Raw genomic sequence first — 26024 nt, 5'->3', positions numbered from 1 at the left:
CCAGGGCCTGTGAATAGGGAGGCCCCGGCCGGGGGATCCGTCGATGACGGTTCCCGAGGCCGGGGCCGGTGTGCCGCCGCCCGTCCACCGTCCCCCCGGTGGGCGGGCGGCGGTGCTCAGAGGGCCAGCTCCCACTGGGTGGGGTCGTGCTCGAAGCCGGGGGTGATCTCCAGGGTCAGCTCCTCGGCGTCGGCGGGGGCGTCGAAGCCGTAGGAGACGGTGGCCTTCTTGCCGGGGGCCAGATTCCCGGACATGCCGTCGCCGACCGTGTCGTCGAAGATCTGCTCGGCGGTGACCCCGTCGGCGCCGGCCCGTGCCTCGGCCATCAGCAGGGCGGACTCATAGGTCTTGTCGCCGGTGTTCTGGACGGTGACGGTGATCCGGTACGCCTTGTTGCCCTTGGTGTGGCCGGCGGCGTACTCGTTCGGGGTGAACGGCTCGGCGGTGCTCGCGGTCACCTTGAGGCCGTCGGGGTAGGCGGCGGTGTCGCCCGCGCCGAGGGTGTCGGACGCGCCGCCTCCCGTGCCGCCGCTCCCCTTCCCCTTCTTCCCCTTGTTCTTGCTCTTCCCCTGGGACCGGGAGCTGTCCTGGCCGGGCTCCTTGGAGGCCGACACCCCGCTGGTGGCCTTGTCGATCTCGTCCACGGCGTCGTCCACCGCCTTGAAGGTGATCACCGCGCCGATGACCCCGGCGACCATCGCGATCAGCCCGAACAGGGCGCCGATGGTGGCCACCTTCTTGTTGCCGGCCTCACCGCGCTTGACCCGGCCCCGGCCGCTGAGGCCCAGGATCAGGGCGATCAGACCGAGGGTGCCGCCCAGCCAGAAGAGCAGCGGGATCAGTCCGGAGATGGTGCCGATCAGTCCCAGCACCAGGGCGGCGGTGCCCAGTCCGTTCCGCATCGGACGCGGCGGCTGGTACGGGGGCTGGTGCCCGTACCCCTGCTGGCCCTGCTGTCCATAGGGGTCGTGCGGCTGCTGGTGGGTGGAGTGGGACATGAGTGGTGCCCTCCCGGACATGCGGCGTGATCGGGCCCCGCTGAGAGCCCCCCGTGGTGTTGGGTCAATGAGAGCATGAGCTGTGAACCGAGTCAACAAGAGTTCACGAGATCGGATTCTCCTGTGCTGTGAAGTCGGTTCTCGATGGCGCCGCGCTATGCTCGACCGCACATGGACGTCCCTGACCAGCGGACACGGCGCAGCATGGACATGGAGCACGGAGGCGGGCGGGTGCCGGAGAACGCAAGTGAGGTGACCGCGGCCGGGATCGCCCGGCTCGCGGGGGTCGGACGCGCGGCGGTCAGCAACTGGCGCCGCCGCCACCCCGACTTCCCCAAGCCCGTCGGGGGCACCGAGACCAGCCCCTCCTTCGCCCTCGCCGAGGTCGAACGCTGGCTCCGGGAGCAGGGCAAGCTCGCCGAGGTCCCGCTCCGGGAACGCCTCTGGCAGCAGATCGCCGACCACCCCGACACCGCCCCGGCCGCCCTGGCGCGCGTCGGCTGCGCGCTTCTGATCGTCCAGGCCCGGCCCGCCCTCTGGGAGGAGCTGACCGAGGGCTCCGACTCCCGGATGGCCGAACTCCTCCCCACCGCCCTGGAGCAGGTCCTCACCGCCCGCTTCGGCGACGACCGCACCGCCCTGCTGCACACCGCGCTGCCCGCCGCGGGCCGGCCCGCCCCCGGGCCCATGCCGCTGCTCCGCGCCGCCGGACGGCTCGCCGGGGAACTCGGCCCCCGTACCGCCTATGAGTTCCTCTACGGCCGCTACCTCGACGCCAACCTCCGCCAGTACACCCTCACCCCGCCCGGACCGGCCGCGCTGATGGCCGCGCTCGCCGACCCCGCCGAGGGCGCCACCGTGCTCGACCCGGCCGCCGGGGCCGGAGCGCTGCTCGCGGCGGCGGGCAGCCCCGGCACCCTGCTCGCCCAGGACACCGACCCCGATCTGACCCCGCTCGCCGCGCTCCGGCTCGCCCTCGGCACCGACGCCGCCGTCCGCGCCCGGGTCGGCGACGCGCTGCGCGCCGACGCCTTCCCCGGCGCCGAGGCCGACACCGTGCTGCTCCACCCCCCGTTCAACGAGCGCAACTGGGGGCACGACGAACTCGCCTACGACCCCCGCTGGGAGTACGGGCTCCCCGCCCGGACCGAGTCCGAACTCGCCTGGGTCCAGCACGCGCTGGCCCGGCTGCGGCCCGGTGGCACCGCCGTGGTGCTGATGCCCCCGGCCGCCGCCTCCCGCCGCTCCGGCCGCCGGGTCCGTGCCGGGCTGCTGCGGCGGGGCGCGCTGCGGGCCGTCGTCGCCCTGCCCGCCGGAGCCGCGCCGCCCTATGGCATCCCCCTTCAGCTGTGGGTGCTCGGCCGGCCCGCGCCTGGTGCCACTCCCGCCGCCGAGGTGCTCTTCGTGGACACCACCGAGGTCCTGGGGGCGGCGGGCGGGCGCGACCGGCTGGACTGGACCGCCGTCCAGGGCGCCGTCCTCGACGCGTGGCGGCCCTTCGCGGCGGGGGAGCCGGTGCCCGAGGGGGTGGCGGGGCGACCCGTCCCCGTCATCGAACTCCTCGACGACGATGTGGACCTCGCCCCCGCCCGGCATGTCCCGCCGCCGGTGGGGGCCGCCGGGGCGGGCGAGCTGCCGAGGATCCGCGAGCACCTCGCCGACACGCTCCGGCTCACCACCGAACTCACCCCGGTGCCCGGTCCGGTGGAGCCCGTGGCGGCCTGGCCCGTCACCACCGTCGGCGAACTCGCCCGTGCGGGGGCGCTGACGCTGGCGGCGGGTACGGTCCACCCCGGCCCGGTCTCCGGGGCGTCCGGGGGGTCCGGTGTCCAGGCCGTCCTCACCGAGCAGGACGTCCTCACCGGGGCGGCGCCCTCGGGTGAACTCCCCGACGGGGAAGGGCCCGACGGGCCCACGCTCCGGCTCGCGCCCGGGGATGTCGTCGTCCCCGTCCTCGGCGGCTCCTCCGTCGTCCGGGTCGTCGACGAGGCCACGGCGGGCGCGGCGCTCGGGCGGGGGCTCCATCTCCTCCGGCCCGATCCGGAGGCGCTCGACCCGTGGTTCCTGGCGGGGTTTCTGCGGGGGACGGCGAACACCCGGCAGGCGAGCAGTCATGCGTCGACGGCGACGCGGCTGGATGTGCGGCGGCTTCAGCTGCCGAGGCTCCCGCTGGGGGAGCAGCGGCGGTACGGGGAGCGGTTCCGCACGCTGGCGGCGTTCGAGGACGCGGTGCGCCTTGCAGGCAGGCTCGGGGAACAGCTGGTCCAGGGCCTCTTCGACGGCCTCACGTCGGGCACGATCCCCCCGAGCTGAACCTTCGCCAGGTTCCCCGAGTCGGCTCGGGCAGACGTCGGGGCCAGCCCCGAACCCCGCGCCTCAAACGCCGGCGAGGCTGATTTTTGAGGCCCCCGCGCCTCAAATGCCGGCGAGGCCGGGTTCCCTGGGGCCAGGGCCCGGGCTCGGGTCCGTCCTCAATCTCCCCCCAGACTTCGTCCGGGGGGACCTCCAAGGGGCTGGAAACGGGCATTTCTGCCTGAGCGAGTGCCCGAGGTGGACAAAATAAGCCCCTCCGGCGATTGAGGAGCGGGGGTTCGGGGGCTGGCCCCCGACGTCCGCCCGAGGTGGCGCGGGACTTGGGCGGCACGTGGGCTGAAAGCACAGCGCAATGGATACGCTCATCCCCCCGTCCCCAGGCCAAGGAGCAGAGATTGCACGGCGCCGGCCTCGCCCAGCCACAGCCCGGCCGTCGGCCGGCCACCGCGACGCTCTTCGCGCTGCGCGGACTCTTCGTGCTGCTCTCCCTCATCAGCCTCGGCACCCTCGCCTGGGCCGCCATGCTGCGGGTCGCGGTGCTGCGCAAGCGCCCCCTGGACTGGGTGCTCTTCTGGGCGAGCCTGGTCCTCGCGGTGACGTTCTTCGTCGTCGTGGCCGAGTTCGGCGAGCAGCCCGACCCGCCGAAGGGCGAGCCGAAGGAGCCGGATGTGGCGTCCGGGCTGGACCTGGTGGCGATCTGGACGATGGTGGCGATGGCGATCGGGATCCCCGTCCACTATCTGGTGGCCGACATCCGCCACTTCCAGCGGCCCGCGCCACCGCCCGGGTACGGCCCGCCCACCGTGCCCACCGCTCCCCCCGCCTACGGCTATCCGCAGCCGCCGCCGCCCGTACCCGGCTACGGTGCCCCCTCCCCGTACACCGCACCGGCCCCGCGCCCGGGCGGTGAGACCCCCCGTATCGACCAGGTCCGTGCCGAACTCGACGAGCTGAGCGACTATCTCCGCAGGGAGCAGGGCCGGTGAACGGGCGGGTCATCGCGGACCGGTACGAACTCTCCGGCATCATCGGCCAGGGCGGCATGGGCCAGGTGTGGACGGCGTACGACCGGCGCCTCGACCGCCGGGTCGCCGTGAAACTGCTGCGCCCCGACCGGATGGCCGCCGCCACCGCCGCCGACGAGATGCGCCGCCGGTTCCTCCGGGAGTGCCGGGTGACCGCCCAGGTCTCCCACCCCGGTCTGGTCACCGTCCATGACGCGGGCGGCGACGGCGACGACCTCTATCTGGTGATGCAGTACGTCGAGGGCGCCGACCTCGCCGACCATCTCGCCGAGCACGAGCCCTACCCCTGGCCCTGGGCGGTCTCCGTCGCCGCCCAGCTCTGCGCCGTGCTCGCCGCCGTGCACGCGGTGCCGATCGTCCACCGTGATCTCAAGCCCCGCAATGTGATGGTCAAGCCGGACGGCACGGTCACCGTGCTGGACCTCGGGGTCGCTTCGGTCATCGACAGCGACACCACCCGGCTCACGCATACCGGTTCCCCCATCGGCAGCCCCGCGTACATGGCTCCCGAACAGGCCCTGGGCGGCGCGGTCGGCCCGTACACCGATCTGTACGCCCTCGGGGTGCTGCTCCATGAACTCCTCAGCGGAGAGGTCCCCTTCGCCGGGTCCACCGCCCTCGGGGTGCTCCACCGGCATCTGTACGAGCCGCCGGTGCCGGTGCGCCGGATGCGGCCCGAGATACCCGAGGCGCTGGAGGCGCTGGTGCTGCGGCTGCTCGCCAAGGACCCGCAGCACCGGCCGTCGGGGGCGCTGGAGGTGTACGGGGCGCTGGAGCCGCTGCTGCCCCCGCGCGGCACGGGCGGTGACCCCCGGGAGCCATCGGCACCGGCGGCCTCCCGCCCGCTCGATCCCGCGCGGCCCTTCCGCCGGCCCTTCGCCCCCTGGCCGGACCGGGCCGCCCCCGCCGCCGTCCGTACGACGACCGGGCAGGTCCCGGTCCCGGCGCCCGCGCCCGCCGTGCCGCGGCCGGCCGCCCGGGTCGATGTGGCCGCCGCCGTGGACGAGGTCAAACGCCTGCTCGGGGAGGGCGGCATCACCCAGGCCGTGGACATCCTCGGCGGGATCCTCCCGGCCGCCGCCGCCGAGCACGGCGAGAACTCCCCCGTCGTACGGATCCTGCGCAAGCAGTACGCCAGCACCCTGCTGGACGACGGGCAGTACCGCCGGGCCCTGCCCGAGCTGCGGCGGCTCGCCGAGGACCGGACCGCCGAGGCGGGCGCGGCCGATCCGCAGGTGCTCCAGTTCCGGTACGACGCCGCCCACTGTCTGGAGCAGCTGGGCCAGCCCGCCGCCGCCCTCGCCGAGTACCGGGCGCTGCTCCCGTACCACCAGGGCGGTGCCGACCCGGCGCGGGCGTTCGACATCCGCCACCGGATCGGCACCCTGCTGCTGGCCCTGGGCGACCAGACGGGCGGCCGGAGCCAGCTCCAGTCACTGCTGTACGACGCCGAGCGCCGCTACGGCCCGTATCACCCGCTCACGGGTGAGCTGCGGCGCGCCCTGGACCACCAGGGGCGGTTCCTGACGCCGTGACGTGCGCGATGCCGTGATGTGCACGATGCCCGGCGGGCGCGCCGCAGGGGATCAACGCCGGTAGGAGCTGGCGTTGCCGAAGCCGTTGCCCAGCTCGCTGCCGGGGAAGGCGTCGGTGCCGACACCGCCGTGGCCGAGGACGAGCGAGCCGGTCGCCGACGGGCCGGCCGTGCCGCCCTGGAGCAGCCAGACCGAGCCGGCCCGGTTGTTCTCGCCGGGGCCGCCGACCGCCAGCTCGGGCCGGTTGTCGCCGTTCAGGTCGGTCAGGGCGGTGGCGAAGCCGAACTCGTCCTTCGCCTCGGCGTCGCCGGGGACACCGGTGGTGTCCTGGTGGAAGACGGTCGCCCCGGCGGCGACCGGGCCCTTGGCGGCGCCGCGCAGGACCATCACGGCCCCGGAGCCCGCGTCGGGTCCGACCTTCTTGCCCGGGATGCCGGCGGAGACATCGGCATAGCCGTCGCCGTTGACATCGGCCACGGAGACCCCGGAGCCGAAGTTGTCACCGAAGTCGGCGGTGCCCGGCACGCCGGGGCTGTCCTGGGTCAGCGCGAACGCCTTCGATCCCACGGGGCCGCTCGCGGAGCCCGGGTAGAAGATGATCCGGCCGCCCTTGCCGCCCTCGATGTCGTACTCGCGGAAGTCGTAGCGGCCGACGACGATATCGGCGAAGCCGTCCTTGTTCACATCGCCGACATCGAGGTTCTCGCCGCCCTGGAGGTTCAGATCGGCGGTCTTCACCAGCTTCGGCGTGGTGTTGAGGCCCTGGGCGGTGCCCGTCCAGACGGCCGTCTCCGGGTACTCGTAGAGAGCGCTGTCGTAGCGGGCGGCGACCAGGTCGCTCCGGCCGTCGCCGTTGACGTCCCCGGCGGCCAGATCGGTGATCCGGTACGGGTCGCCGATCTCGTTGAGCACGGTGGAGGAGGTGGCGGAGCCGTCGCGGCCGAAGGGCCCGGAGAGCACCCGTACCGCACCCTCGTTCACGGAGACGGCCACATCCTGGTCGCCGTCGCCGTCGAAGTCGCCCACGGTGAGCGCGTCGCCGAGCTGGGCGTGGTCACGGCCGCCCTCGGCGAGGGTCGCCCCGCCCGAGAGGCCCTGGGCGCCGCCCCAGAAGACGGTGAGCGAGCCCGCGTTGCGCCGGTCGGCGGCGAGGGTGTCGCGGGCGGCGGAGACCACGAGGTCCGCGTAACCGTCCCGGTCGAGGTCACCGGAGGCGACCACGGAGCCGAAGCGGTCACCGGCGGCGGCGGTCCCGGGGACGCCCGCGGTGTCCTGGTGGACGACCTGGCGCTTGGTGTTCACCGGCTGGGTCTTCGAGCCGTAGAGGACGGAGACGGCCCCGGCCTTCTGGACGGCGCCGGCGGCGCCGCCCGGCACCGCGACGGCGAGATCGCGCACGCCGTCGCCGTTGAAGTCGTGCTGCTGGGCGGCGGTGCTCTTCTTCTTCGGCGCCTCGACGGGGGCGGCGATGGCCAGCGGTGCGGTGAGAGCGGCCACGGCCATGGCCGCGGCGGCGAGTACCGGCCCGCGGGCCAGTCGGTTCGTCATGTTCAGCCTTTCGGATCTGCGGCTGGATGACGTGCGGCCTCCGGTCCACGGAGTCCACACGTTCGGCGGAGTCCACCGATGTGACAGATGTGACTGGTGTGACGGGAGAAGCGTTGTGTTGCTTATCAGCCGGAAAAATGACGCGTACTGGACTGGCGCGGAGGAGTGCCCCCGGGTGTGTCACGCTGGGGACGACCGCACCGACCGCCGGGCATCCGTCCGGAACGCGGGCATCCGCACCGACCGCCGGAGGTCCGCGCAACCGCGCGTACACCCGTACGCGCCCGCACGGGGAGCCGCACCGCATGAGCGCAGTACGGGGGCAGCTGATCCGCTTCGCCCTGGTGGGGGCGGTGAACACCGCCACCTACTACGGCCTCTACCTGCTCTTCCTGCTCCGGCTCCCCTATGTGGCCGCACATGTCGCCGCGTTCGCGCTGAGCATGGTCGGATCCTTCTTCCTCACCTCCTACTTCACCTACCGGACCCGGCCCACCTGGCGGAAGTTCCTGCTCTTCCCGCTCACCAACGCGGCCAACTTCGTCCTCACCACCGCCGGGGTCTACCTGCTGGTGGACGTCCTGGAGTTCGGGGACCGGTACGCGCCGCTGATCGCCGCCGCCGCGGCCATCCCGGTCACCTTCCTGGTCTCCCGCACGATCATGCTGCGCCCGGAGCCCGCCCGTACCGCGGCCGGTGCCGCCCCCCGTACCGCCGGACGCCCCCCGTCCGCCACGGAGCGCGAGGCCGAGTCCGACGCCGGGGCGATATCCGTCTGATCCCCGTCCGATCCCCGTATGGCTCCCCCGGCTTCCGAGGCTGCTGTGGCTTTTGGGGGTCGGGGTCCCCTGATCGGAATCAGTACGGGCGAAGTGGTGGCCCCGACCCGGCCGCACTGCCTACCATCAGCACCGCAGGTCTTTGTGAACCACCGCACAATCATCAGCTGCCGGGAGGGTCCTTTGCACCGCCGCCGTCGCACCGCGATCGTCGCGTCCACCGCGCTGCTTCTCGCCACACCCCTCGTCGCCGCCTGTGGCTCCGAGGCCCGGCCCGGCGCCGCGGCCCTGGTCGGCGGGGAGCGGATCGAGGTCTCCACCGTGCAGGCCGAGGCCAAGCGGGTCCGGGCGGCGCAGCAGCGCTCCCCCGAGACCGCGCAGCTCGTCAAGGACAGCGGACAGCTCAGCCGGGCCAAGCTCTACGACCTGATCGTCGACCGGGTGGTGGAGCGCGCCGCGGCCGACGCCGGGGTGGGTGTCACCCGTAAGGAGATCCAGCAGACCCGGGCCGGTCTCGCCCAGCAGGCGGGCGGCGAGGCCCGGCTCCAGGCCTCCTATCTCCAGGAGCGCGGGGTCGCCCCCGACCGGCTGGACGACGCCCTGCGGCGGGAGCTGCTCATCGGCAAGCTGGCCCAGTCGCTCGGCCCCGCCAACACCCCCGCCGACCAGGAGCGGCTGAACCGCGCCTTCGTCACCGCGGGCAAGGCCCTCGACATCGACGTCAACCCGCGCTTCGGCCGCTGGGACAACCGCCAGCTCCAGCTCGGCGACTACCGGGCCCCGTGGATCAAGCAGCGCACCCAGCAGCCGCAGGCCGCCCCGCCCACCGGCGCATGACGGGGAGGTAGGTTCGGGGGGTGACCACCAGCACCCCCGCCACCGGCCGTATCGTCCTGCTCACCGCCAGCCACCGGGTGGCCCCCGGGCTGCTCTCCTGGCCCGCGTGGCAGACCCTGCGGGAAGCGGGGCGGGTGCTCTGCGCCGACCCGGACCACCCCCAGCTGCCCTATCTCCGGGAGGCCGGGATCGCGGTGGAGACCGCCGCGCCCACCGCCCGGGAGCTGGTGGACGCCTGTGTCACGACGGGGGCGACCGTGGTGGTGCTCGCCGCGGGCGAGGGCGACCGGGCCCTCACCGACGGCCTCGCCCGGCTCGCCGGGTCCGGGCGGGAGCGGATGCCCGATCTGGAGCTGCTGCCCGGCGCCTACGATCTGCCCGGCAGCCGGCTCCTCGACCTGGTCCAGGTGATGGACCGGATCCGCGCCGAGTGCCCCTGGTCGGCCGGGCGCACCCATGAGGAGCTGGCCAAGTACGCCATCGAGGAGGCGTACGAGCTGGTCGAGGCGATCGAGGACGGCGACCGCGACGAGCTGCGGGAGGAGCTGGGGGACGTCCTCCTCCAGGTCGTCTTCCACGCGCGGATCGCGGAGGAGGACCCCGAGACGCCGTTCTCCGTGGACGATGTGGCCGCCACCATCGTGGAGAAGCTGATCCACCGGCATCCGCATGTCTTCGGCGAGGAGCACGCGGAGACGCCGGAGGAGGTGCGCGCCCTCTGGCTGCGGACCAAGGCGGAGGAGAAGGGCCGGGAGTCGGTGACCGACGGGGTGCCGCCGGGACAGCCCGCGCTGGCGCTCGCGGCGAAGCTGGCCGCCCGGGCCCGTACGGCGGGGATCGCGGTGCCGCTGCCGCAGGGCGGGGGCGTGGGCGACACCCTGCTGGCGCTGGCCGCCCGCGCCGCCGAGGAGGGGGTGGACCCGGAGTCCGCCCTGCGGGCCTCGGCGCGCGCCTACCGGGCCGCCATCCGCGCGGCGGAGACGGGCGGGGGCGACGGGGCCCCTGAGGTCCCTGAGGCTGCTGAGGCGGAGGGGACCGGCCCGTCCGGCGGCTGACCCCGCCCCGCCCGCGGGTTGCCGGAGCGGTTAATTCCGTTAAGCGCGGTACGGCCGCTTTCGGTACGGGGCCGGGCACACCAGAAGGGCTCCGGCATGTCCGGATACCGTCGAAGGGTGAGCGAGACCCCTCTTTCCCCCGCGCCCGAACTCTTCACCTGGGAGTTCGCCACCGATCCGTACCCCGCCTACGCCTGGCTCCGCGAGCATGCGCCCGTCCACCGCACCCGCCTCCCCAGCGGGGTCGACGCCTGGCTGGTCACCCGGTACGCCGACGCCCGCCAGGCCCTCGCCGACCAGCGGCTCTCCAAGAACCCGGCGCACCACGACGAGCCCGCGCACGCCCGGGGCCGGACGGGTATCCCGGGGGAGCGCAAGGCCGAGCTGATGACCCATCTGCTCAATATCGACCCGCCGGACCACACCCGGCTGCGGCGGCTGGTCTCCAAGGCGTTCACCCCGCGCCGGGTGGCCGCCTTCGCCCCCCGGGTGGAGGAGCTGACGGACCGGCTGATCGACGGCTTCGCCGGCAAGGGCGAGGCGGACCTCATCCATGAGTTCGCCTTCCCGCTGCCGATCTACGCCATCTGCGATCTGCTCGGTGTCCCGCCGGAGGACCAGGACGACTTCCGGGACTGGGCCGGAATGATGATCCGGCACGGCGGCGGCCCGCGCGGCGGGGTGGCCCGCTCGGTGAAGAAGATGCGCGGCTATCTGCTGGAGCTGATCCACCGCAAGCGCGGTGACCTCGGCGACGATCTGATCTCCGGGCTGATCCGGGCGAGCGACCACGGCGAGCACCTGACCGAGAACGAGGCCGCCGCGATGGCCTTCATCCTGCTCTTCGCCGGTTTCGAGACCACCGTGAACCTCATCGGCAACGGCACCTACGCCCTGCTGCGCAACCCCGTTCAGCGCGAGCGCCTCCAGCGGGCCCTCGCCGAGGGGGACACGGCGCTGCTGGAGACCGGGGTGGAGGAGCTGCTCCGCTATGACGGCCCGGTGGAGATGGCGACCTGGCGGTTCGCCACCGAGCCGCTGGTGATCGGGGGTCAGCGGATCGGCGCGGGCGATCCCGTCCTGGTGGTGCTGGCCGCCGCCGATCGCGATCCGGAACGCTTCGACGGGCCCGATGTGCTGGATCTGGCACGCAGTGACAATCAACACCTCGGCTATGGCCATGGCATCCACTACTGCCTGGGCGCGCCGCTCGCCCGGCTGGAGGCCAGAACCGCGCTGACGGCTCTCTTCACCCGCCTTCCCGACCTGCGGCTCGCGGTTGATCCGTCCGAAATGCGCTGGCGCGGTGGCTTGATCATGAGGGGGCTTCGAACCCTGCCCGTGGAGTTCGCTTTCGCCCCCGGAGGCAACGGAAATGACGCTGCGTCAGGAACGTGATGTTCGCGTGATCTCCGCTGCACCGACTTGTGACTGATGTTGGAGTGCGGCTACGTTCACCCCGTCTCAGCAGTCTCGCGAAAGGCAACCGCATGCTCTCCGGGAATGGTCGACATCGCCGACCCCGTCAGGCTCCGGCCCTCGTCGTCGCGGCAGGGGTGGCCGGCTCGGCCATCGCGCTCCCGCTCCTCGGCGCGGGTTCGGCGACCGCCGCCGAGACCACCGCGTGGGACAGGGTGGCCGAGTGCGAGAGCGGTGGCGCCTGGAGCGCCGACACCGGCAACGGCTACTACGGCGGCCTCCAGATCTCGCAGAACAGCTGGGAGGCGTACGGCGGTCTGGAGTACGCGTCCCGCCCGGATCTCGCCAGCCGCGCCCATCAGATAGCCGTGGCCGAGAAGGTCCTGGCGGCCGAGGGCGCCAAGGCGTGGGCCTCCTGCGCGGAGATGGCCGGTCTGACGACCGCCGGCACCGGCGGCGCCGAGGACCAGGGCGCCAAGGGGACGGCCGCGAAGGAGCCGGGCACCAAGGACACGGAGGACTCCGCTACGAAGGGGTCCGCCGCGAAGGAGTCCACCGGCGACCCGGCGCCCAGGACCGGGAAGGCCGGGGGCACCGCCACCGAGGCGCCCGAGGGGTCCGCACCGGGGACGGCGGAGAAGACGGAGAAGGCGACGGGGACGGGCGGCTCCGGTGGCACCGGCGCCGAGGCCGACCGGGAGGCGGCCGCCCCCGCGCGTACCGAGGACGGCGCGGACACCACCGCCGAGGGCAAGGACGCCGCCGGGAAGGCCACCGGCAAGCACCGGGGGCCCGCCGCCGACGAGAGCGCGGACACCGCCGGCCGTGCGGAGCTGCCCGCCACCGGTGGGAGCGCGGAGACGAAGGAGGCGCCCGGCGCCACCGGGGCGGCCGAGGACCGTGCGACCGACACCGCCCATCCCTCGCGGTCCGGCGCCGACCGTACCGAGGTCCCGGCGGCCGGGGACACCACCGCGACCGGGACCGCCGACACCTCGCCGTCCTCGTACACGGTCCGCCCCGGCGACAACCTCTCGGTCATCGTCGAGGAGCGGAAGCTCGACGGCGGCTGGAGCTCCCTCTATGAGCGGAACAAGGACACGGTCGGCGAGGACCCCGACCTGATCCACCCTGGTCAGAGCCTGGATCTGAGCGCGACACCGAAGTAGTTGGATGGGGTTTGTCCGAGTTTGCTGAAATGAGACAAGGGTCTCTTTGCGAAATCGGGCGAACCCCGCTCACCGGAATCGCCCATCCCATGCCCCACCTGCGGATATATAAGGATCCGGAGTTGCGAGATGGGCGATTTTTCCCCGATGTTCTTCTTTGAACAACAGACCGGGCTGTGTCTACGGTCTGAACCGCTCGCCACCGCGGGCACCACTGACCGAAACGCCGAATCCTGCCGTCGGTCGGGGGGAAAAGTCGTCGCGCGAAGCGCCGAAGGCAGGAGCGGGGGACCCAAGGTAAGTGCCGGCCCAGGCCGCTGACGACCGGTTCGTGAACCGGTCGCCGAAGCGGCCCACCGGCTAGGGGTGAAGTCGTGCGCCACACCGCGCGACCGGGCAACTCATGCGGCCCGAACCCGACAGCTCACCTCGCAGGCGTCGGTGAGGAGATCTCCATGCTGCTTTCGGGCAAGGGCAAGCACCGCCGTCCCTCGGCGTTCAACCGCGCCACCCGCGTCGTCACCTTCGCCGGTGTCACCGGTGCCGCCGTCGCCGCCCCGCTGATGGGCGCGAGCACCGCCACGGCCGCCACCGCCTCCGAGTGGGACAAGGTCGCCCAGTGCGAGTCCGGCGGCAACTGGTCCATCAACACCGGCAACGGCTACTACGGCGGCCTCCAGTTCTCGGCCTCCACCTGGGCCGCCTTCGGTGGCACCGCCTACGCCCAGACCGCCGACAAGGCGACCAAGGCGCAGCAGATCGCCATCGCCGAGAAGGTCCTCAAGGGCCAGGGCAAGGGTGCCTGGCCGAGCTGTGGTGTCGGCCTGTCCAACACCCCGTACGGCGGTGGCTCGGCCCCGGCCGCCCCGGCCAAGCCGGCGGCCCCCCAGACCCAGGCCCCGCAGCAGCAGGCGCCGCAGCAGTCCGCCCCGGCCCAGCAGCGCGCCGAGGCCCCGGTGACCCGCTCGGTCGAGCGCTCCGCCCCGGCCGCCCAGCCGCAGCAGTCCGCCCCGCAGTCCCAGGCCCCGGCCAAGGGCTTCCTGAAGGGCGACGGCGAGTACAAGGTGAAGGCGGGCGACACGCTCAGCTCCATCGCCGACGACCACAAGGTCAAGGGTGGCTGGCAGAAGCTCTTCCAGCTGAACGAGGACATCGTCGACAACGCCGATGTGATCTACGTCGGTCAGCAGCTGCACCTGCGCTGACCGGAGCCCCCCGGTTCGCCCGGGTGACGGACCGCCCCGGTCCGGTGCGTTTCCCCCCGTTCGCACCGGACCGGGGCTCCCGGCTGTCCGGGTCCGGGACTCCTGAGTCGTCGGGATCGGGCCTCCCGGCTCTCCGGGTCCGGGGCCTCCGTACGGCGCGCCGTCGCGGGCCGCGCCGCTACCCGGCAGTAGATTTCGAGCGCCCTGCACCGCTCTGATGTACTTCTTACCCTTTTTCGTCCCAGCGGGCGGGCATCCGCCCGGACCGCACCCGCTCGCCGGTTAGGCTCTTGTCGCAAGGCCGAACGCGGCCCTGCACTCCATGCGTCACATCCCAGAAGGAGATGCTCGTGCCGTCCATCGACGTCGTCGTAGCCCGGGAAATCCTGGACTCCCGAGGCAACCCCACGGTCGAGGTCGAGGTCGGCCTCGACGACGGCAGCACTGGCCGTGCCGCCGTGCCCTCCGGTGCCTCCACCGGTGCCTTCGAGGCCCTTGAGCTCCGTGACGGCGACCAGAACCGTTACCAGGGCAAGGGCGTCGAGAAGGCCGTCCTCGCCGTCATCGAGCAGATCGGCCCCGAGCTGGTCGGCTATGACGCCACCGAGCAGCGCCTGATCGACCAGGCCATGTTCGACCTGGACGCCACCCCGGACAAGTCCTCCCTCGGCGCCAACGCCATCCTCGGCGTCTCGCTCGCCGTGGCCCACGCCGCCTCCGAGGCCAGCGACCTGCCGCTCTTCCGCTACCTGGGCGGCCCGAACGCGCACCTGCTGCCCGTTCCGATGATGAACATCCTGAACGGCGGATCCCACGCGGACTCCAATGTCGACATCCAGGAGTTCATGATCGCCCCGATCGGCGCGGAGTCCTTCTCCGAGGCGCTGCGCTGGGGCGCCGAGGTCTACCACACCCTCAAGAAGGTGCTGAAGACCAAGGGCCTCTCCACCGGCCTCGGCGACGAGGGCGGCTTCGCCCCCAACCTGGACTCCAACCGCGCCGCCCTGGACCTGATCCTTGAGGCGATCAAGGAGGCCGGTTACGTCCCGGGCAAGGACATCGCGCTGGCGCTCGACGTCGCCGCCTCCGAGTTCTACAAGGACGGCGTCTACGAGTTCGAGGGCAAGTCCCGCTCGGCCGCCGAGATGACCGAGTACTACGAGGAGCTGGTCTCCGCGTACCCGATGGTCTCCATCGAGGACCCGCTGTACGAGGACGACTGGGCGGGCTGGAAGGTCCTCACCGACAAGCTGGGCTCCAAGGTCCAGATCGTCGGCGACGACCTCTTCGTCACCAACCCGGAGCGCCTCGCCCGGGGCATCGAGGAGGGCTCGGCCAACGCGCTCCTCGTCAAGGTCAACCAGATCGGCTCGCTTACCGAGACGCTGGACGCCGTCGAGCTGGCCCAGCGCAACGGCTTCAAGTGCATGATGAGCCACCGTTCCGGCGAGACCGAGGACGTCACCATCGCCGACCTCGCGGTCGCGGTGAACTGCGGCCAGATCAAGACCGGCGCCCCGGCCCGCTCGGACCGTGTCGCCAAGTACAACCAGCTGCTCCGTATCGAGGAGATCCTCGACGACGCCGCCGTCTACGCCGGCCGCAGCGCGTTCCCCCGCTTCAAGGGCTGACGCATCCCGGCCCGGGGCACGGGCCGCCGCACCCCGGCGGCCCGTGCCCTGGCCCGTCGTACCGGCGTCCCCGGCCGCGGTCCCGTACCGTGTCCGGGGACGCGGGTGTGTCCCCGGACGGCCGGGACCGCGTCCGGCAGCAGCGGTGAGCAGGGGAGGCGGGAGACGACATGGCCGGGAGGAACCGCGACCGGTTCTCCACCGCGACCAGGTTGCGGCTGCTCGGCGAGCAGACCGCGGCCCGTGTCTACCGTTCCCAGAACCGCCGGCAGGCCCGCCGCTCCCGGCTCACCGGCCGTGCCGCCTTTCTCGCCCTGGTCGTCTGCTCCCTGGTGGTGGCGCTCGCCTACCCCATGCGCCAGTACGTCGCCCAGCGCGGCGACATGGCCGAGCAGCGGGAGCGGATGGCCGACGCGGAAGCGGCGGTCGAGGGCCTGCGGGACGAGAAGGCCCGCCTCCAGGACGAGATGTACATCCGCCGGCTGGCCCGTGAGCATCTGCACTATGTGCTGCCGGGCGAGGCCGGTTACACGATGATCGACCCCGAGGCGTCCCCCAGATCGCGTACCGGAAACGGCTCGGAGGGCCGTGCCTGGTACTCCAATGTCTGGGACGGAGTCGACACCGCTGACCGCCGCTGACCGGCACCCCGGCCCGGCGCGCGGACCCCGCCGGGCCCGTCCCCCGGCAGAACCACCGAGACCATCAGAGCCAAGGCAGGCATGGAAACCCCTCCTCCCCACACCGAACCGACCGAGCCGACCGACGCGGACATCGCCGCCTTCAAGGAGCAGCTGGGCCGTCCGCCGCGCGGGCTGCGGGCCATCGCCCACCGCTGCCCCTGTGGCCTGCCCGATGTCGTGGAGACCGCGCCCCGGCTGCCCGACGGCACCCCCTTCCCGACCCTGTACTACCTGACCTGCCCCCGGGCCGCCTCGGCCATCGGCACGCTGGAGGCCAACGGGGTGATGAAGGAGATGCAGGCGCGGCTGGCCACCGACCCGGAGCTGGCGGACGCCTACCGGGCCGCGCACGAGGACTACATCGCGCGCCGGGACGCCATCGAGGTGCTGGCGAACTTCCCCAGCGCGGGTGGCATGCCCGACCGGGTGAAGTGCCTCCATGTGCTGGTGGGCCACTCGCTGGCGGCGGGGCCCGGGGTCAATCCGCTGGGCGACGAGGCCATCGCGATGCTGCCGGAGTGGTGGCGCAAGGGTGCCTGTGTCACTCCGTGCCAGGAGCCCGCGGGCGCCGCGGCCGGCTGACCCGTCCCCCTTTCCCGCCTTCCCCTCCGTACCTTCCGAGGAGTCACGCATGACCCGGGTCGCCGCTGTCGACTGCGGTACCAACTCCATCCGTCTGCTGGTCGCCGATGTGGACCCGTACGCGGGCACCCTGACCGAGCTGGACCGCCGGATGACCATCGTCCGGCTCGGCCAGGACGTCGACCGCACCGGCCGTTTCGCCCCGGAGGCGCTGGAGCGCACCTTCGCCGCCTGCCGGGAGTACGCGGCGGTCGTCGCGGAGCTGGGCGCGGAGCGGGTGCGGTTCGTGGCGACCTCCGCCTCCCGGGATGTCTCCAACCGGGACGCGTTCGTCTCCGGGGTGCGGGAGATCCTCGGGGTGGAGCCCGAGGTGATCAGCGGTGAGCTGGAGGCCGCGTTCTCCTTCACCGGGGCCACCACCGAGCTGCGCGGCGACGAGGAGCGGCTGGTGGTCGACATCGGCGGCGGCTCCACGGAGTTCGTCGTCGGCCGTACGGGGGTGGAGGCGGCGCGTTCGGTGAACATCGGCTGTGTCCGGCTGACCGAGCGCCATGTGCGCTCCGACCCGCCGGCCGAGGCGGAGCTGGCGGCCGTCCGCGCGGACATCGAGGCGGCGCTCGACCTGGTCGAGGAGACCGTGCTGCTCCGGGGTGTGCGGACCCTGGTGGGGCTGGCCGGCTCGGTCACCACGGTCGCCGCCGTCGCGCTGGGCCTCGACGCCTATGACTCGGACGCCATCCATCACGCCCGTATCCCCTACGACCGGGTCGCGGAGATCACCCGGCGACTGACGAAGTCCACCCATGCCGAGCGCGCGGCCATTCCCGTGATGCACCCGGGCCGGGTCGATGTCATCGTCGCGGGCGCGCTGATCCTCCTCGCGATCATGGACCGGATCGGCGCCTCCGAGGTGATCGTCAGCGAGCACGACATCCTCGACGGCATCGCCTTCAGCGCGGCGGAGGACCCTGCTTAGAGGACCCGGCCCAGCGGCTGTCGCCGCTGCTCAGATGCCCCGGTAGATGTCGCGCCGGTCGCCGACCCTGACGACCAGGATGAGGAGCTCCCCGTCCTGGACCTGGTAGGCGACCCGGTAGCTGCCGACCCGGAGCCGGTAGAGCCCTGACGGGCCGGTGAGCTTCTTGATGTCCGCGTCCTCGCGGTACGGATCGTCCCCGAGCGCGGTCAACGCGGCCAGGATGCGCATCGCGGCGGGCCGGTCGATGGCACGGAGTTGCCGCTGGGCCGCCGCGGTGAACCGGAACGCGTACTTCATGCCGCGTGGTCGGTGTGCTCGGTGAACAGGTCCGCCAGCAATTCGGCCATGGTGACGGTGGGCCCGTCCTCGGCCAGGACCGCTTCCGCCTCCCGGGCCAGCAGCACATCGGCCGCCTCTTCCAGCGCTTCGAAGTCCGCGATCGGAACCACGGCGGCGACCGGGACTCCATTGCGGGTGATCACTGTGGGGGTGCCCTGTTCGGCGCGGTTGATATGGTCCGCCAGATGCGCGCGGGCCTCCCGGACGGTCACGCTCGTCTCAGTCATGGCAAAAGTGTACGCGGCGAGGTGTACACGCGTGGGTTCTTCGCCGGGCCGCTCGGGTGTCGCCCGCATCGCCATCGGGGCGGCGCGGGCCCCTGCTCAGGGGCCCTGGGGGCCGCCCGTAAAACAGGTTCGTGAAGTTCTTCACAAGGAAAAGACCCCTGCTGGGCGCCGTGTGGGGCCAAAAGACCCTCTCTCGTGGGCCATTTGGCCCCCGGGGGGCGGGGCGGGGTGGTTCCGGGCGTATTGCCGTTGTGTGAACACCGCCTGTGGTCCACTTGTAAAGAAGGGTTAAGTGCCAGCTCACAGGGGGTTCAGGGGCTTGTGGTGCCCCAGTGGTCCGCTTTTCGGGGCCCGATCCGGCCCTGGCGGGCCGCGCAGTGTAGCACGGGTCACCCAACATCTTGTGAAGGGGCTCACGAGCACCCCCCGACAGGGGGGTGGATACTCGATGGCATGAGCACCACGGAGCGTCCCAGGATCCTCGTAGTAGGCGGTGGGTACGTTGGCCTGTACGCGGCGCGCCGCATCCAGAAGAAGATGCGGTACGGCGAGGCGACCGTCACGGTCGTCGACCCTCGCTCGTACATGACGTACCAGCCCTTCCTCCCCGAAGCCGCCGCCGGCAGCATCTCGCCCCGGCATGTCGTCGTCCCGCTGCGACGCGTGCTGCCCAAGGCGGAGGTGCTCACCGGTCGGGTCACCACCATCGACCAGGACCGCAAGGTCGCCACCGTCGCGCCGCTCGTCGGCGAGGCGTACGAGCTGCCCTTCGACTACCTGGTGGTCGCGCTCGGCGCGGTCTCCCGTACCTTCCCGATCCCCGGCCTCGCCGAGCAGGGCATCGGTATGAAGGGCATCGAGGAGGCCATCGGGCTCCGCAACCATGTGCTGGAGCAGCTCGACAAGGCCGACTCCACCACGGACGAGGAGGTCCGCCGCAAGGCGCTGACCTTCGTCTTCGTGGGCGGTGGCTTCGCGGGCGCCGAGACCATCGGTGAGGTCGAGGACCTGGCGCGCGACGCCGCCAAGTACTACCGGAACGTGAAGCGCGAGGACATGCGCTTCATCCTGGTCGACGCCGCCGACAAGATCCTTCCCGAGGTGGGCCCCAAGCTCGGCCAGTACGGCAAGGAGCACCTGGAGGGTCGCGGGATCGAGATCTACCTCCAGACCTCCATGGACTCCTGCGTCGACGGGCACGTGGTGCTCAAGAACGGCCTCGAGGTCGACGCCAACACCGTGGTCTGGACCGCCGGTGTGAAGCCGAACCCGGCGCTCTCCCGGTTCGGTCTGCCGCTCGGCCCCCGCGGTCATGTGGACACCCAGACCACCCTCCAGGTCCAGGGCAGCGACTACATCTGGGCCGCGGGCGACAACGCCCAGATCCCCGATGTCGCCGCCCGCAAGGCCGGTGTCGAGAACGCCTGGTGCCCGCCGAACGCCCAGCACGCGCTCCGCCAGGCCAAGGTCCTCGGCGACAACGTGATCTCCGGTATGCGGGGCTTCCCGCAGAAGGAGTACAGCCACGCGAACAAGGGCGCCGTCGCCGGCCTCGGCCTGCACAAGGGCGTCGCGATGATCGTCATGGGCAAGATGAAGATCAAGCTCCGTGGCCGTCTCGCCTGGTACATGCACCGTGGCTACCACGGCATGGCCATGCCGACCTGGAACCGCAAGATCCGGATCTTCGCCGACTGGACGCTCGGCATGTTCCTCAAGCGCGAGGTCGTCTCGCTCGGCGCGATCCAGTCGCCGCGCGAGGAGTTCTACGAGGCCGCCAAGCCCACCCCGGCCGCCGCCGCCCCGGCGCCCGAGAAGGCCAAGGCCGCCGGCTGAGCCCGGACCCCGGTCACTGAACGAAGGGCCGTCCGCCATCCGTGGTGCGGACGGCCCTTCGCCATGTCCGGAACCCGGCGCGTCGCCCCCCGTCGCACCGCCGTGCGAGGGGGACCGTGGCGCAAACCGTGGGGGTACGGGCGTACGGGGGAAGCACCCTGAGTGCACGGCGTGTTCTGGGGAGCAGCCACGTCGTCGAGGGTGGCGGCGGCCCTGAGGACGTCACGCCACCCGTACCGACCCCACCACGGAGGTGTGCGCCATGGCCGACGCCGCAGCGCGGTTGACGAGCCTCGCCGGAGAACTGTTCGCCGCCCCCTTCCCGCTCCGGCTGCGGGCCTGGGACGGTTCGGAGTCGGGCCCGCCGGACGGGCCCGTCCTGGTCGTCCGCCATCGCAGGGCCCTGCGGCGGCTGCTGTGGCGGCCGGGCGAGCTGGCCCTCGCCCGCGGCTGGGTCGCGGGCGACCTCGATGTCGAGGGCGACCTCTACACCGCGCTGGACCGCCTCATCGACCTCGGCGCCACCGGGCCCCCGATCCTCGGCCACCGCGTCCGCGCGGCACGCGACCCCCGGCTGCGCCGGGCCGCCCGTGAGCTGATCCGGCTGGGCGGGGCGCTGCCCCCGCCGGCCGCCCCCGCCGAGGAGGTCCGCCCGCGCGGCGGGGTCGCCCACACCCGCCGCCGGGACCGGGCCGCCATCAGCCACCACTACGACGTGGGCAACGCCTTCTACGAGCTGGTCCTCGGCCCCACCATGGTCTACTCCTGCGCCTACTGGGCGGACCGGGCGGAGTTCACCCTGGAGGACGCCCAGCGTGCCAAGCTGGACCTGGTCTGCCGCAAGCTCGGCCTCGGCGCGGGCATGCGGCTGCTGGACGTGGGGTGCGGCTGGGGCTCCCTCGCCGTGCACGCCGCCCGCGAGTACGGCGTCCGGGTCACCGGGGTCACCCTCTCCCGGGAACAGGCCGGCCATGCCCGCAAGAGCGCCGCCGCGGCCGGGCTCACCGACCTGATCGAGATCCGCGTCCAGGACTACCGGGACGTCACCGACGGCCCGTACGACGCCATCGCCTCCATCGGGATGGCCGAACATGTCGGCCAGGACCGCTACCGGGAGTACGCCCGCCGCCTCCACGGTCTGCTCCTCCCCGGCGGACGGCTGCTCAACCATCAGATCGCCCGCCGCCCCGAGGGCGAGGGCACGGTCCACCGGGCGGACGAGTTCATCGACCGCTATGTCTTCCCGGACGGGGAGCTGTCCCCGCTCGGGACCACCGTGGGCGCGCTGGAGGAGGCGGGCTTCGAGGTGCGGGACGTGGAGTCGATCCGGGAGCACTACGGCCTCACCCTGCGCCGCTGGGTGGCGGCCCTGGAGGACGAGTGGGAGCGGGCGACAGCGCTCACCTCGCCGGGGCGGGCCCGGGTCTGGCGGCTCTATATGGCGGCGTCGGCGCTGGCCTTCGAACGGAACCGGATCGGCGTCAACCAGATCCTGGCGGTACGGACCCCGCCCGACGGCGGCTCCGGGCTGCCGCTGCGTACCCGTACCTGGAACTGACCCTCCCGGCGCGTACCCCCGTACACCACAAGACGTACAGAACACCGAACACAAACGGGCCCCGCGGTTCCGGCATGAAGCCGGGACCGCGGGGCCCTTCCCCGGGGGACGGGTGTCTACTCGGTTTTGATCGCCGTCAGCATGTTCAGCCGGGCGGCGCTGCGGGCGGGCCACAGCGAGGCCAGGACGCCGACCACACCGGCGAGCAGCAGGAAGAGTCCGATCCGCTCCCAGGGCAGCACCAGTTCGTACCCGGGGATGCTGTCCTTGAAGGTCTCGCCGACCGCCCAGGCCAGGAAGGTGCCGAGGATGATGCCGATCACCGCGCCGAAGAGCGAGATGATCACGGCCTCCAGGCGGATCATGCGCTTGACCCGGCCCCGGTCCAGACCGATCGCCCGCAGCATGCCGATCTCGCGCTGACGCTCGAAGACCGACATCGCCAGGGTGTTGATGACCCCGAGGACCGCGATGATCAGGGCCATCGCCAGCAGGCCGTACATGATGTTCAGCATCGTGTTGATGATGGTGCCGAACGTCTCGCGGATCTCCTGCTTGTCCATGATGTCGATGGCGGGGTTCTTGCCCAGGGCGTTCACCAGCGCCTGCTCATTGGCGTCGCTCTCGCCGCCCTCCATGGCGACCCAGAGCTGCTCGATGTACGGCGTCGGGTCGTAGGCCCCGGCCAGCTCCGTGGAGACCAGCACCTGGCGGACCATGTCGTTGTCGGTGAAGATCGCGCCGACGGTCAGCTGCTCCTTGACCTTCTCGCGGTAGTCGCCGCCCTTGTAGAAGGAGGCCGGCAGCACGTCCCCGACCTTCCAGCCCCGGCTCTCGGCGAGCTTGTCGGCGATGGCGACCTGGCCCTTGGCGAGGGTGTCCAGGTTCCCGGAGAGGGTCTTGAGGGTGGCGACCTTCTCGATGTCACCGGGGACGACCGCGGCGGCCGGCTCCTCGATGCCCTTGATCTCGAAGTTGAACCGCTGGATCGGGGAGACCGCGGTGACGCCCTCGGTCTCCCGGAGCGCGGTCAGCGTGGAGCGGTCCAGCGCGTCGTAGTTCGCCATCTGGATCATGTAGTCGGCGCGGACGTTGTCCGTGGTCGCCTTGTCGATGGCCTGGCCGAGGGTGACACCGATGACGGTGAGACCGGTGACCAGGGTGAGGCCGATGGCCAGCGCGGAGGCGGTGGCACCGGTACGGCGCGGGTTGCGCAGCGCGTTCTGCCGGGCGAGCTTGCCCGCCACGCCGAAGCCCTTGTCCAGCAGCGGCCGGGCCAGGGCGATCACCGGGCGGGAGAGCAGCGGGATCAGCACGATGATCCCGATCAGCGAGAGGAAGGCGCCCAGGCCGATCAGCCAGCGGCCACCGCTGCCGCCGGAGGCGGCACCGGCCAGGATCGAGCCGAGACCGGCGAAGGTGAGCACACCGCCGATGATGTTCCGCACCAGCAGGGACTTGGCGCTCTCCGGCAGATGGGCGCTGCTCATGGCGGCGATCGGGGCGATCCGCGCGGCCCGGCGGGCGGGCAGATAGGCGGCGAGGACGGTGATCAGCACACCGACGGTGAGCGCGGAGACGACCGCCTGGGTGGAGATGATCAGCGGGCCGTTCGGGATCTTCGCCCCGAAGGCGTCCATGCCGCTGCGGAGCGCGGTGGCGAGGCCGAGGCCGAGGACGAAGCCGATGATGGAGGCGGTCAGGCCGACCACCGCGGCCTCCATGATCACCGAGCGCCGGACCTGGCCGCGAGCGGCGCCGATGGCGCGCAGCAGGGCGAGTTCCTTGGTGCGCTGGGCGACCAGCATGCTGAAGGTGTTGGCGATCAGGAAGATGCCGACGAAGAGCGCGATACCGGCGAAGGCCAGCAGCATCTGGTTGAGGCCGCTCAGCTCCCGCTGGATGGACTTGGCCTCGTCGTCCGCGAGCTTCTGCCCGGTCTGGGCGTCGGCGTCCTTGGGGAGCACCTTCTTGACGTCGGCGAGGATGCGGTCGTCGGAGGCGCCCGCCGTCGACAGCACGGTGATCTGGCTGAAGTGGCCGGGCTTGAGGAAGAGCTTCTGGGCGGTGGTGGTGTCGAAGAGGACCAGGCTGCCGCCCGCGTTCACCGCGCCGTCCTCGGTGGTGAAGACGCCGGAGAGGGTGTACTCGGCGACCGGGCCGTTGGTGGCGACCCGTACGGTGTCGCCGACCTGGTAGTCGCCCTTGTTCGCGGTCTCCTTGTCGAGGGCGATCTGGCCGCTCTTCACCGGGCCGGTGCCCTGGGTGAAGTCGAAGGCGGCGTCCTTGCCGTCCGCACCGGGGAAGAAGTTCTCGCCCCGGTTGGACCAGCCGCTGCCGATCAGCTTGCCCTTCTGGTCGCCGACGCCGGCGAAGCCGCTCACCCGTCCGACGGCCTGGTCGACGCCGTCGACCTCGCCGATCTTCTTCAGGGTCGCGGTGGAGAGGCCGCTGTAGGTGGTGTCGTGGCCGCTCTCGATCACCGGGCTGTCGATGACCACGGCGGTCTTGTCGAAGCTCTTGGCGGTCTGGTTGCGGAAGGCGTTGCCGAGGGTGTCGGTGAAGACCAGGGTGCCGGAGACAAAGGCCACGCCGAGCATGACGGCGAGGACGGTCATCAGCAGCCTGGCCTTGTGCGCGAGCACATTGCGCAGGGCGGTACGGAACATGTTCAAGTCCTGGGTCGAGGGCACGCCGCACGGGCGCGCCCTGAGGGTCCGGAGGGCGGCTGGGTGGTACGGCTCAGCTGGTCCGGCCCTTGGCGTCGAACGCCTTCATCCGGTCGAGCACCTGATCGGAGTTGGGGTTTTCCAGCTCGTCCACGATCCGGCCGTCGGCCAGGAAGATGACCCGGTCCGCGTAGGAGGCGGCCACCGGGTCGTGGGTCACCATCACCACGGTCTGGCCCAGTTCGCGCACGGAGTTGCGGAGGAAGCCCAGGACCTCGGCGCCGGAGCGGGAGTCGAGGTTTCCGGTGGGCTCGTCACCGAAGATGATCTCCGGCTGGGAGGCGAGGGCGCGGGCGACCGCGACGCGCTGCTGCTGGCCGCCGGAGAGCTGGGTGGGGCGGTGGCTCAGCCGGGCGGAGAGACCCACCATGTCGATGACGCTGTCCAGCCACTGCTTGTCGGGCTTGCGGCCGGCTATGTCCATGGGCAGCGTGATGTTCTCCAGCGCGGTCAGCGTGGGGAGCAGGTTGAACGCCTGGAAGATGAAGCCGATCTTGTCCCGGCGGAGCTGGGTGAGCTGCTTGTCCTTGAGCGAGCCCAGCTCCGTGTCCCCGATCCGCACCGAGCCCGAGCTGAAGCTGTCGAGCCCCGCGACGCAGTGCATCAGGGTCGACTTGCCGGAACCGGAGGGCCCCATGATCGCGGTGAACTCGGCCTGCCGGAAGTCGACGGTCACCCGGTCGAGAGCGACCACCTGGGTCTCGCCCTCCCCGTACACCTTGGACAGGTCCGTGGCGCGGGCGGCCACGGCGGTGGCGCGGTAAGCGGTGGGCGTGGTGGTCACTGAGGGCGCTCCATTTCGGGAGGTCGAGATTCGAGGCGGTCCGGGGGACGGTCACTGCGGGGGACCGCCTCATGGGGACGGCTCCATCCTTTCGCGGCGCCTGCCCCGGCGCGTCAGCCCCCATGCCCGTTCGCGGGGCCCCCTCTGGTCGGACCGGGGAGGGCGGCCGTCCTCCTTTGGTATGACGGGCGTCCCTGAGCGGGGGGAGGCGGCGGGGGCGCCCGGGGCGGGGCGGGCCCGGCGGGCCGGAGGGGGCACGGCTGCGGAGCGTGATCGCCCTTCGGCTCTGTGTACGACGGAGGGCACGCCCCGCTCGCTCCTGTGAGCGTCGCGTGACTGTTCGGTGGAGGCGGGGTGCGGGGGTCGTGCGTACGGGGTGCGAGGGAGGCGGATGGCATCCGGCCCTCGTCGGTTGCAGCGAGTTTCGGTCAATCGCTCATCGGCGGGTGTCCGTCCGGGCGTCGCCGACGGGCTCCACCCGATCCTCTTCCACCTGGGCTGACACACCCTCAAGCGGCAATAAAATAAGACAACATCGGGCCAGGGAGCCGCCGTTGGGAGGGATCTACCCGGATAGGCTCAAGTGCTTACGCGGAGCCACGCTCCTGGCCCGGATGGTGGAATGCAGACACGGCGAGCTTAAACCTCGCTGGCCTTCATGGCCGTGCCGGTTCGAGTCCGGCTCCGGGCACTCTCCGTGACTGAAATTGCACCCGGAGTAGTTGAATCCTTGACTGTCTGCGACGCTCATCGTCGCACTCCGGAGCGCCTTCGCACCACCCCCGGCGCACCC

The 26024-nt window shown here is 72.0% G+C and carries 21 protein-coding genes, 1 tRNA gene and 1 riboswitch; of the genes, 16 read left to right on the top strand and 6 right to left on the bottom strand.

All coding sequences use genetic code 11. The annotated features are described in order from the left end of the window. Positions 1 to 116: 116 nt before the first annotated feature. Positions 117 to 998 carry a DUF4352 domain-containing protein gene (locus tag ABT354_RS15850; RefSeq protein WP_351493881.1) on the bottom strand — a complete coding sequence of 294 codons (882 nt, stop codon included), beginning with the start codon at positions 996 to 998 and terminating at the stop codon, positions 117 to 119. Between the two features lie 231 nt (positions 999 to 1229). Here ABT354_RS15850 and ABT354_RS15845 point away from each other — a divergent pair, with 231 nt between their 5' ends. From ABT354_RS15845 to ABT354_RS15835, 3 genes are all read left to right on the top strand, one after another. Continuing rightward, a complete protein-coding gene (locus tag ABT354_RS15845) occupies positions 1230 to 3311 on the top strand; it encodes an N-6 DNA methylase (RefSeq protein ID WP_351494101.1) in 2082 nt (693 codons plus the stop codon). A 395-nt stretch (positions 3312 to 3706) separates the two neighbouring features. Beyond that, the gene (locus ABT354_RS15840; RefSeq protein WP_351493879.1) at positions 3707 to 4297 is read left to right on the top strand and encodes a hypothetical protein; all 591 of its coding nucleotides are present in this window, start codon (positions 3707 to 3709) and stop codon (positions 4295 to 4297) included. Beyond that, positions 4294 to 5871 (top strand): serine/threonine-protein kinase, encoded by a 1578-nt coding sequence (locus tag ABT354_RS15835; protein WP_351493877.1) that lies wholly within the window; start codon positions 4294 to 4296, stop codon positions 5869 to 5871. The genes ABT354_RS15840 and ABT354_RS15835 overlap by 4 nt, the downstream gene beginning before the upstream one ends. Positions 5872 to 5922: 51 nt before the next feature. Here ABT354_RS15835 and ABT354_RS15830 read toward each other — a convergent pair whose 3' ends face one another. Then, positions 5923 to 7419 (bottom strand): FG-GAP-like repeat-containing protein, encoded by a 1497-nt coding sequence (locus ABT354_RS15830; RefSeq protein ID WP_351493875.1) that lies wholly within the window; start codon positions 7417 to 7419, stop codon positions 5923 to 5925. Positions 7420 to 7724: 305 nt separating this feature from the next. Between ABT354_RS15830 and ABT354_RS15825 the strand changes: the two genes are divergently transcribed. The 10 genes from ABT354_RS15825 (at position 7725) to ABT354_RS15780 (ending at position 17755) form a co-directional block, all read left to right on the top strand. After that, complete coding sequence (locus ABT354_RS15825; RefSeq protein ID WP_351493873.1) at positions 7725 to 8198, top strand: GtrA family protein; 474 nt, start codon at positions 7725 to 7727, stop codon at positions 8196 to 8198. Positions 8199 to 8381: 183 nt separating this feature from the next. Beyond that, positions 8382 to 9035, top strand: a complete 654-nt coding sequence (locus tag ABT354_RS15820) for a SurA N-terminal domain-containing protein (protein ID WP_351493871.1) — start codon at positions 8382 to 8384, stop codon at positions 9033 to 9035. A gap of 20 nt (positions 9036 to 9055) precedes the next feature. After that, positions 9056 to 10090: a nucleoside triphosphate pyrophosphohydrolase gene (locus ABT354_RS15815; protein WP_351493869.1), complete on the top strand. Its 1035-nt coding sequence runs from the start codon at positions 9056 to 9058 to the stop codon at positions 10088 to 10090. Positions 10091 to 10186: 96 nt separating this feature from the next. Beyond that, on the top strand, positions 10187 to 11488 hold the full coding sequence (locus tag ABT354_RS15810) for a cytochrome P450 family protein (protein ID WP_502983425.1): 1302 nt from the start codon (positions 10187 to 10189) through the stop codon (positions 11486 to 11488). Between the two features lie 92 nt (positions 11489 to 11580). Next, a complete protein-coding gene (locus tag ABT354_RS15805) occupies positions 11581 to 12678 on the top strand; it encodes a transglycosylase family protein (protein ID WP_502983424.1) in 1098 nt (365 codons plus the stop codon). Positions 12679 to 12937: 259 nt separating this feature from the next. Then, a riboswitch (cyclic di-AMP (ydaO/yuaA leader) is annotated at positions 12938 to 13131 on the top strand. Positions 13132 to 13133: 2 nt separating this feature from the next. Beyond that, complete coding sequence (locus tag ABT354_RS15800; protein WP_351493863.1) at positions 13134 to 13883, top strand: transglycosylase family protein; 750 nt, start codon at positions 13134 to 13136, stop codon at positions 13881 to 13883. A 344-nt stretch (positions 13884 to 14227) separates the two neighbouring features. Next, positions 14228 to 15514, top strand: coding sequence for a phosphopyruvate hydratase (gene eno, locus ABT354_RS15795; protein WP_351493861.1), 1287 nt, complete (start codon positions 14228 to 14230; stop codon positions 15512 to 15514). Positions 15515 to 15684: 170 nt separating this feature from the next. Next, entirely contained in the window at positions 15685 to 16155 is a 471-nt protein-coding gene (locus tag ABT354_RS15790) for an FtsB family cell division protein (RefSeq protein WP_351493859.1), read from the top strand. A gap of 81 nt (positions 16156 to 16236) precedes the next feature. Further along, complete coding sequence (locus ABT354_RS15785; RefSeq protein WP_351493857.1) at positions 16237 to 16779, top strand: DUF501 domain-containing protein; 543 nt, start codon at positions 16237 to 16239, stop codon at positions 16777 to 16779. 49 nt (positions 16780 to 16828) lie between these two features. Beyond that, a complete protein-coding gene (locus tag ABT354_RS15780) occupies positions 16829 to 17755 on the top strand; it encodes a Ppx/GppA phosphatase family protein (protein ID WP_351493855.1) in 927 nt (308 codons plus the stop codon). Between the two features lie 30 nt (positions 17756 to 17785). Here ABT354_RS15780 and ABT354_RS15775 read toward each other — a convergent pair whose 3' ends face one another. Continuing rightward, on the bottom strand, positions 17786 to 18055 hold the full coding sequence (locus ABT354_RS15775; RefSeq protein ID WP_351493853.1) for a type II toxin-antitoxin system RelE family toxin: 270 nt from the start codon (positions 18053 to 18055) through the stop codon (positions 17786 to 17788). Continuing rightward, complete coding sequence (locus tag ABT354_RS15770) at positions 18052 to 18324, bottom strand: type II toxin-antitoxin system Phd/YefM family antitoxin (RefSeq protein WP_351493850.1); 273 nt, start codon at positions 18322 to 18324, stop codon at positions 18052 to 18054. Before ABT354_RS15770 ends, ABT354_RS15775 begins: the two co-directional genes overlap by 4 nt. A gap of 453 nt (positions 18325 to 18777) precedes the next feature. Between ABT354_RS15770 and ABT354_RS15765 the strand changes: the two genes are divergently transcribed. Together ABT354_RS15765 and ABT354_RS15760 are read left to right on the top strand one after the other, a co-directional pair. Further along, entirely contained in the window at positions 18778 to 20160 is a 1383-nt protein-coding gene (locus ABT354_RS15765; protein ID WP_351493848.1) for an NAD(P)/FAD-dependent oxidoreductase, read from the top strand. A gap of 262 nt (positions 20161 to 20422) precedes the next feature. Continuing rightward, positions 20423 to 21718 carry a class I SAM-dependent methyltransferase gene (locus ABT354_RS15760; protein ID WP_351493846.1) on the top strand — a complete coding sequence of 432 codons (1296 nt, stop codon included), beginning with the start codon at positions 20423 to 20425 and terminating at the stop codon, positions 21716 to 21718. A 116-nt stretch (positions 21719 to 21834) separates the two neighbouring features. Here the strand turns inward: ABT354_RS15760 and ABT354_RS15755 are convergent, their stop codons facing one another. Together ABT354_RS15755 and ABT354_RS15750 are read right to left on the bottom strand one after the other, a co-directional pair. Beyond that, a complete protein-coding gene (locus tag ABT354_RS15755; protein WP_351493845.1) occupies positions 21835 to 24387 on the bottom strand; it encodes an ABC transporter permease in 2553 nt (850 codons plus the stop codon). Between the two features lie 73 nt (positions 24388 to 24460). Beyond that, positions 24461 to 25231 (bottom strand): ABC transporter ATP-binding protein, encoded by a 771-nt coding sequence (locus tag ABT354_RS15750; RefSeq protein ID WP_351493843.1) that lies wholly within the window; start codon positions 25229 to 25231, stop codon positions 24461 to 24463. Positions 25232 to 25839: 608 nt separating this feature from the next. Here ABT354_RS15750 and ABT354_RS15745 point away from each other — a divergent pair. Next, positions 25840 to 25922: transfer RNA gene (locus ABT354_RS15745), tRNA-Leu, on the top strand. Positions 25923 to 26024 lie beyond the last annotated feature (102 nt).

The organism is Streptomyces sp. NPDC000594, from assembly GCF_040299965.1.
GTDB lineage: Bacteria > Actinomycetota > Actinomycetes > Streptomycetales > Streptomycetaceae > Streptomyces.
Note: the sequence above shows the minus strand (reverse complement) of the source record. Positions and strands in the feature narration are given on the sequence as shown.

What these genes read in the sequence shown, in the direction of transcription:
- ABT354_RS15755 (WP_351493845.1), bottom strand. Translation starts at nt 24,387, where the DNA reads ATGTTCCGTACCGCCCTGCGCAATGTGCTCGCGCACAAGGCCAGGCTG.
- ABT354_RS15850 (WP_351493881.1), bottom strand. Translation starts at nt 998, where the DNA reads ATGTCCCACTCCACCCACCAGCAGCCGCACGACCCCTATGGACAGCAG.
- ABT354_RS15805 (WP_502983424.1), top strand. Translation starts at nt 11,581, where the DNA reads ATGCTCTCCGGGAATGGTCGACATCGCCGACCCCGTCAGGCTCCGGCC.
- ABT354_RS15800 (WP_351493863.1), top strand. Translation starts at nt 13,134, where the DNA reads ATGCTGCTTTCGGGCAAGGGCAAGCACCGCCGTCCCTCGGCGTTCAAC.
- ABT354_RS15760 (WP_351493846.1), top strand. Translation starts at nt 20,423, where the DNA reads ATGGCCGACGCCGCAGCGCGGTTGACGAGCCTCGCCGGAGAACTGTTC.
- ABT354_RS15780 (WP_351493855.1), top strand. Translation starts at nt 16,829, where the DNA reads ATGACCCGGGTCGCCGCTGTCGACTGCGGTACCAACTCCATCCGTCTG.
- ABT354_RS15785 (WP_351493857.1), top strand. Translation starts at nt 16,237, where the DNA reads ATGGAAACCCCTCCTCCCCACACCGAACCGACCGAGCCGACCGACGCG.
- ABT354_RS15825 (WP_351493873.1), top strand. Translation starts at nt 7,725, where the DNA reads ATGAGCGCAGTACGGGGGCAGCTGATCCGCTTCGCCCTGGTGGGGGCG.
- ABT354_RS15765 (WP_351493848.1), top strand. Translation starts at nt 18,778, where the DNA reads ATGAGCACCACGGAGCGTCCCAGGATCCTCGTAGTAGGCGGTGGGTAC.
- ABT354_RS15810 (WP_502983425.1), top strand. Translation starts at nt 10,187, where the DNA reads ATGTCCGGATACCGTCGAAGGGTGAGCGAGACCCCTCTTTCCCCCGCG.
- eno (WP_351493861.1), top strand. Translation starts at nt 14,228, where the DNA reads ATGCTCGTGCCGTCCATCGACGTCGTCGTAGCCCGGGAAATCCTGGAC.
- ABT354_RS15830 (WP_351493875.1), bottom strand. Translation starts at nt 7,419, where the DNA reads ATGACGAACCGACTGGCCCGCGGGCCGGTACTCGCCGCCGCGGCCATG.
- ABT354_RS15775 (WP_351493853.1), bottom strand. Translation starts at nt 18,055, where the DNA reads ATGAAGTACGCGTTCCGGTTCACCGCGGCGGCCCAGCGGCAACTCCGT.
- ABT354_RS15770 (WP_351493850.1), bottom strand. Translation starts at nt 18,324, where the DNA reads ATGACTGAGACGAGCGTGACCGTCCGGGAGGCCCGCGCGCATCTGGCG.
- ABT354_RS15790 (WP_351493859.1), top strand. Translation starts at nt 15,685, where the DNA reads ATGGCCGGGAGGAACCGCGACCGGTTCTCCACCGCGACCAGGTTGCGG.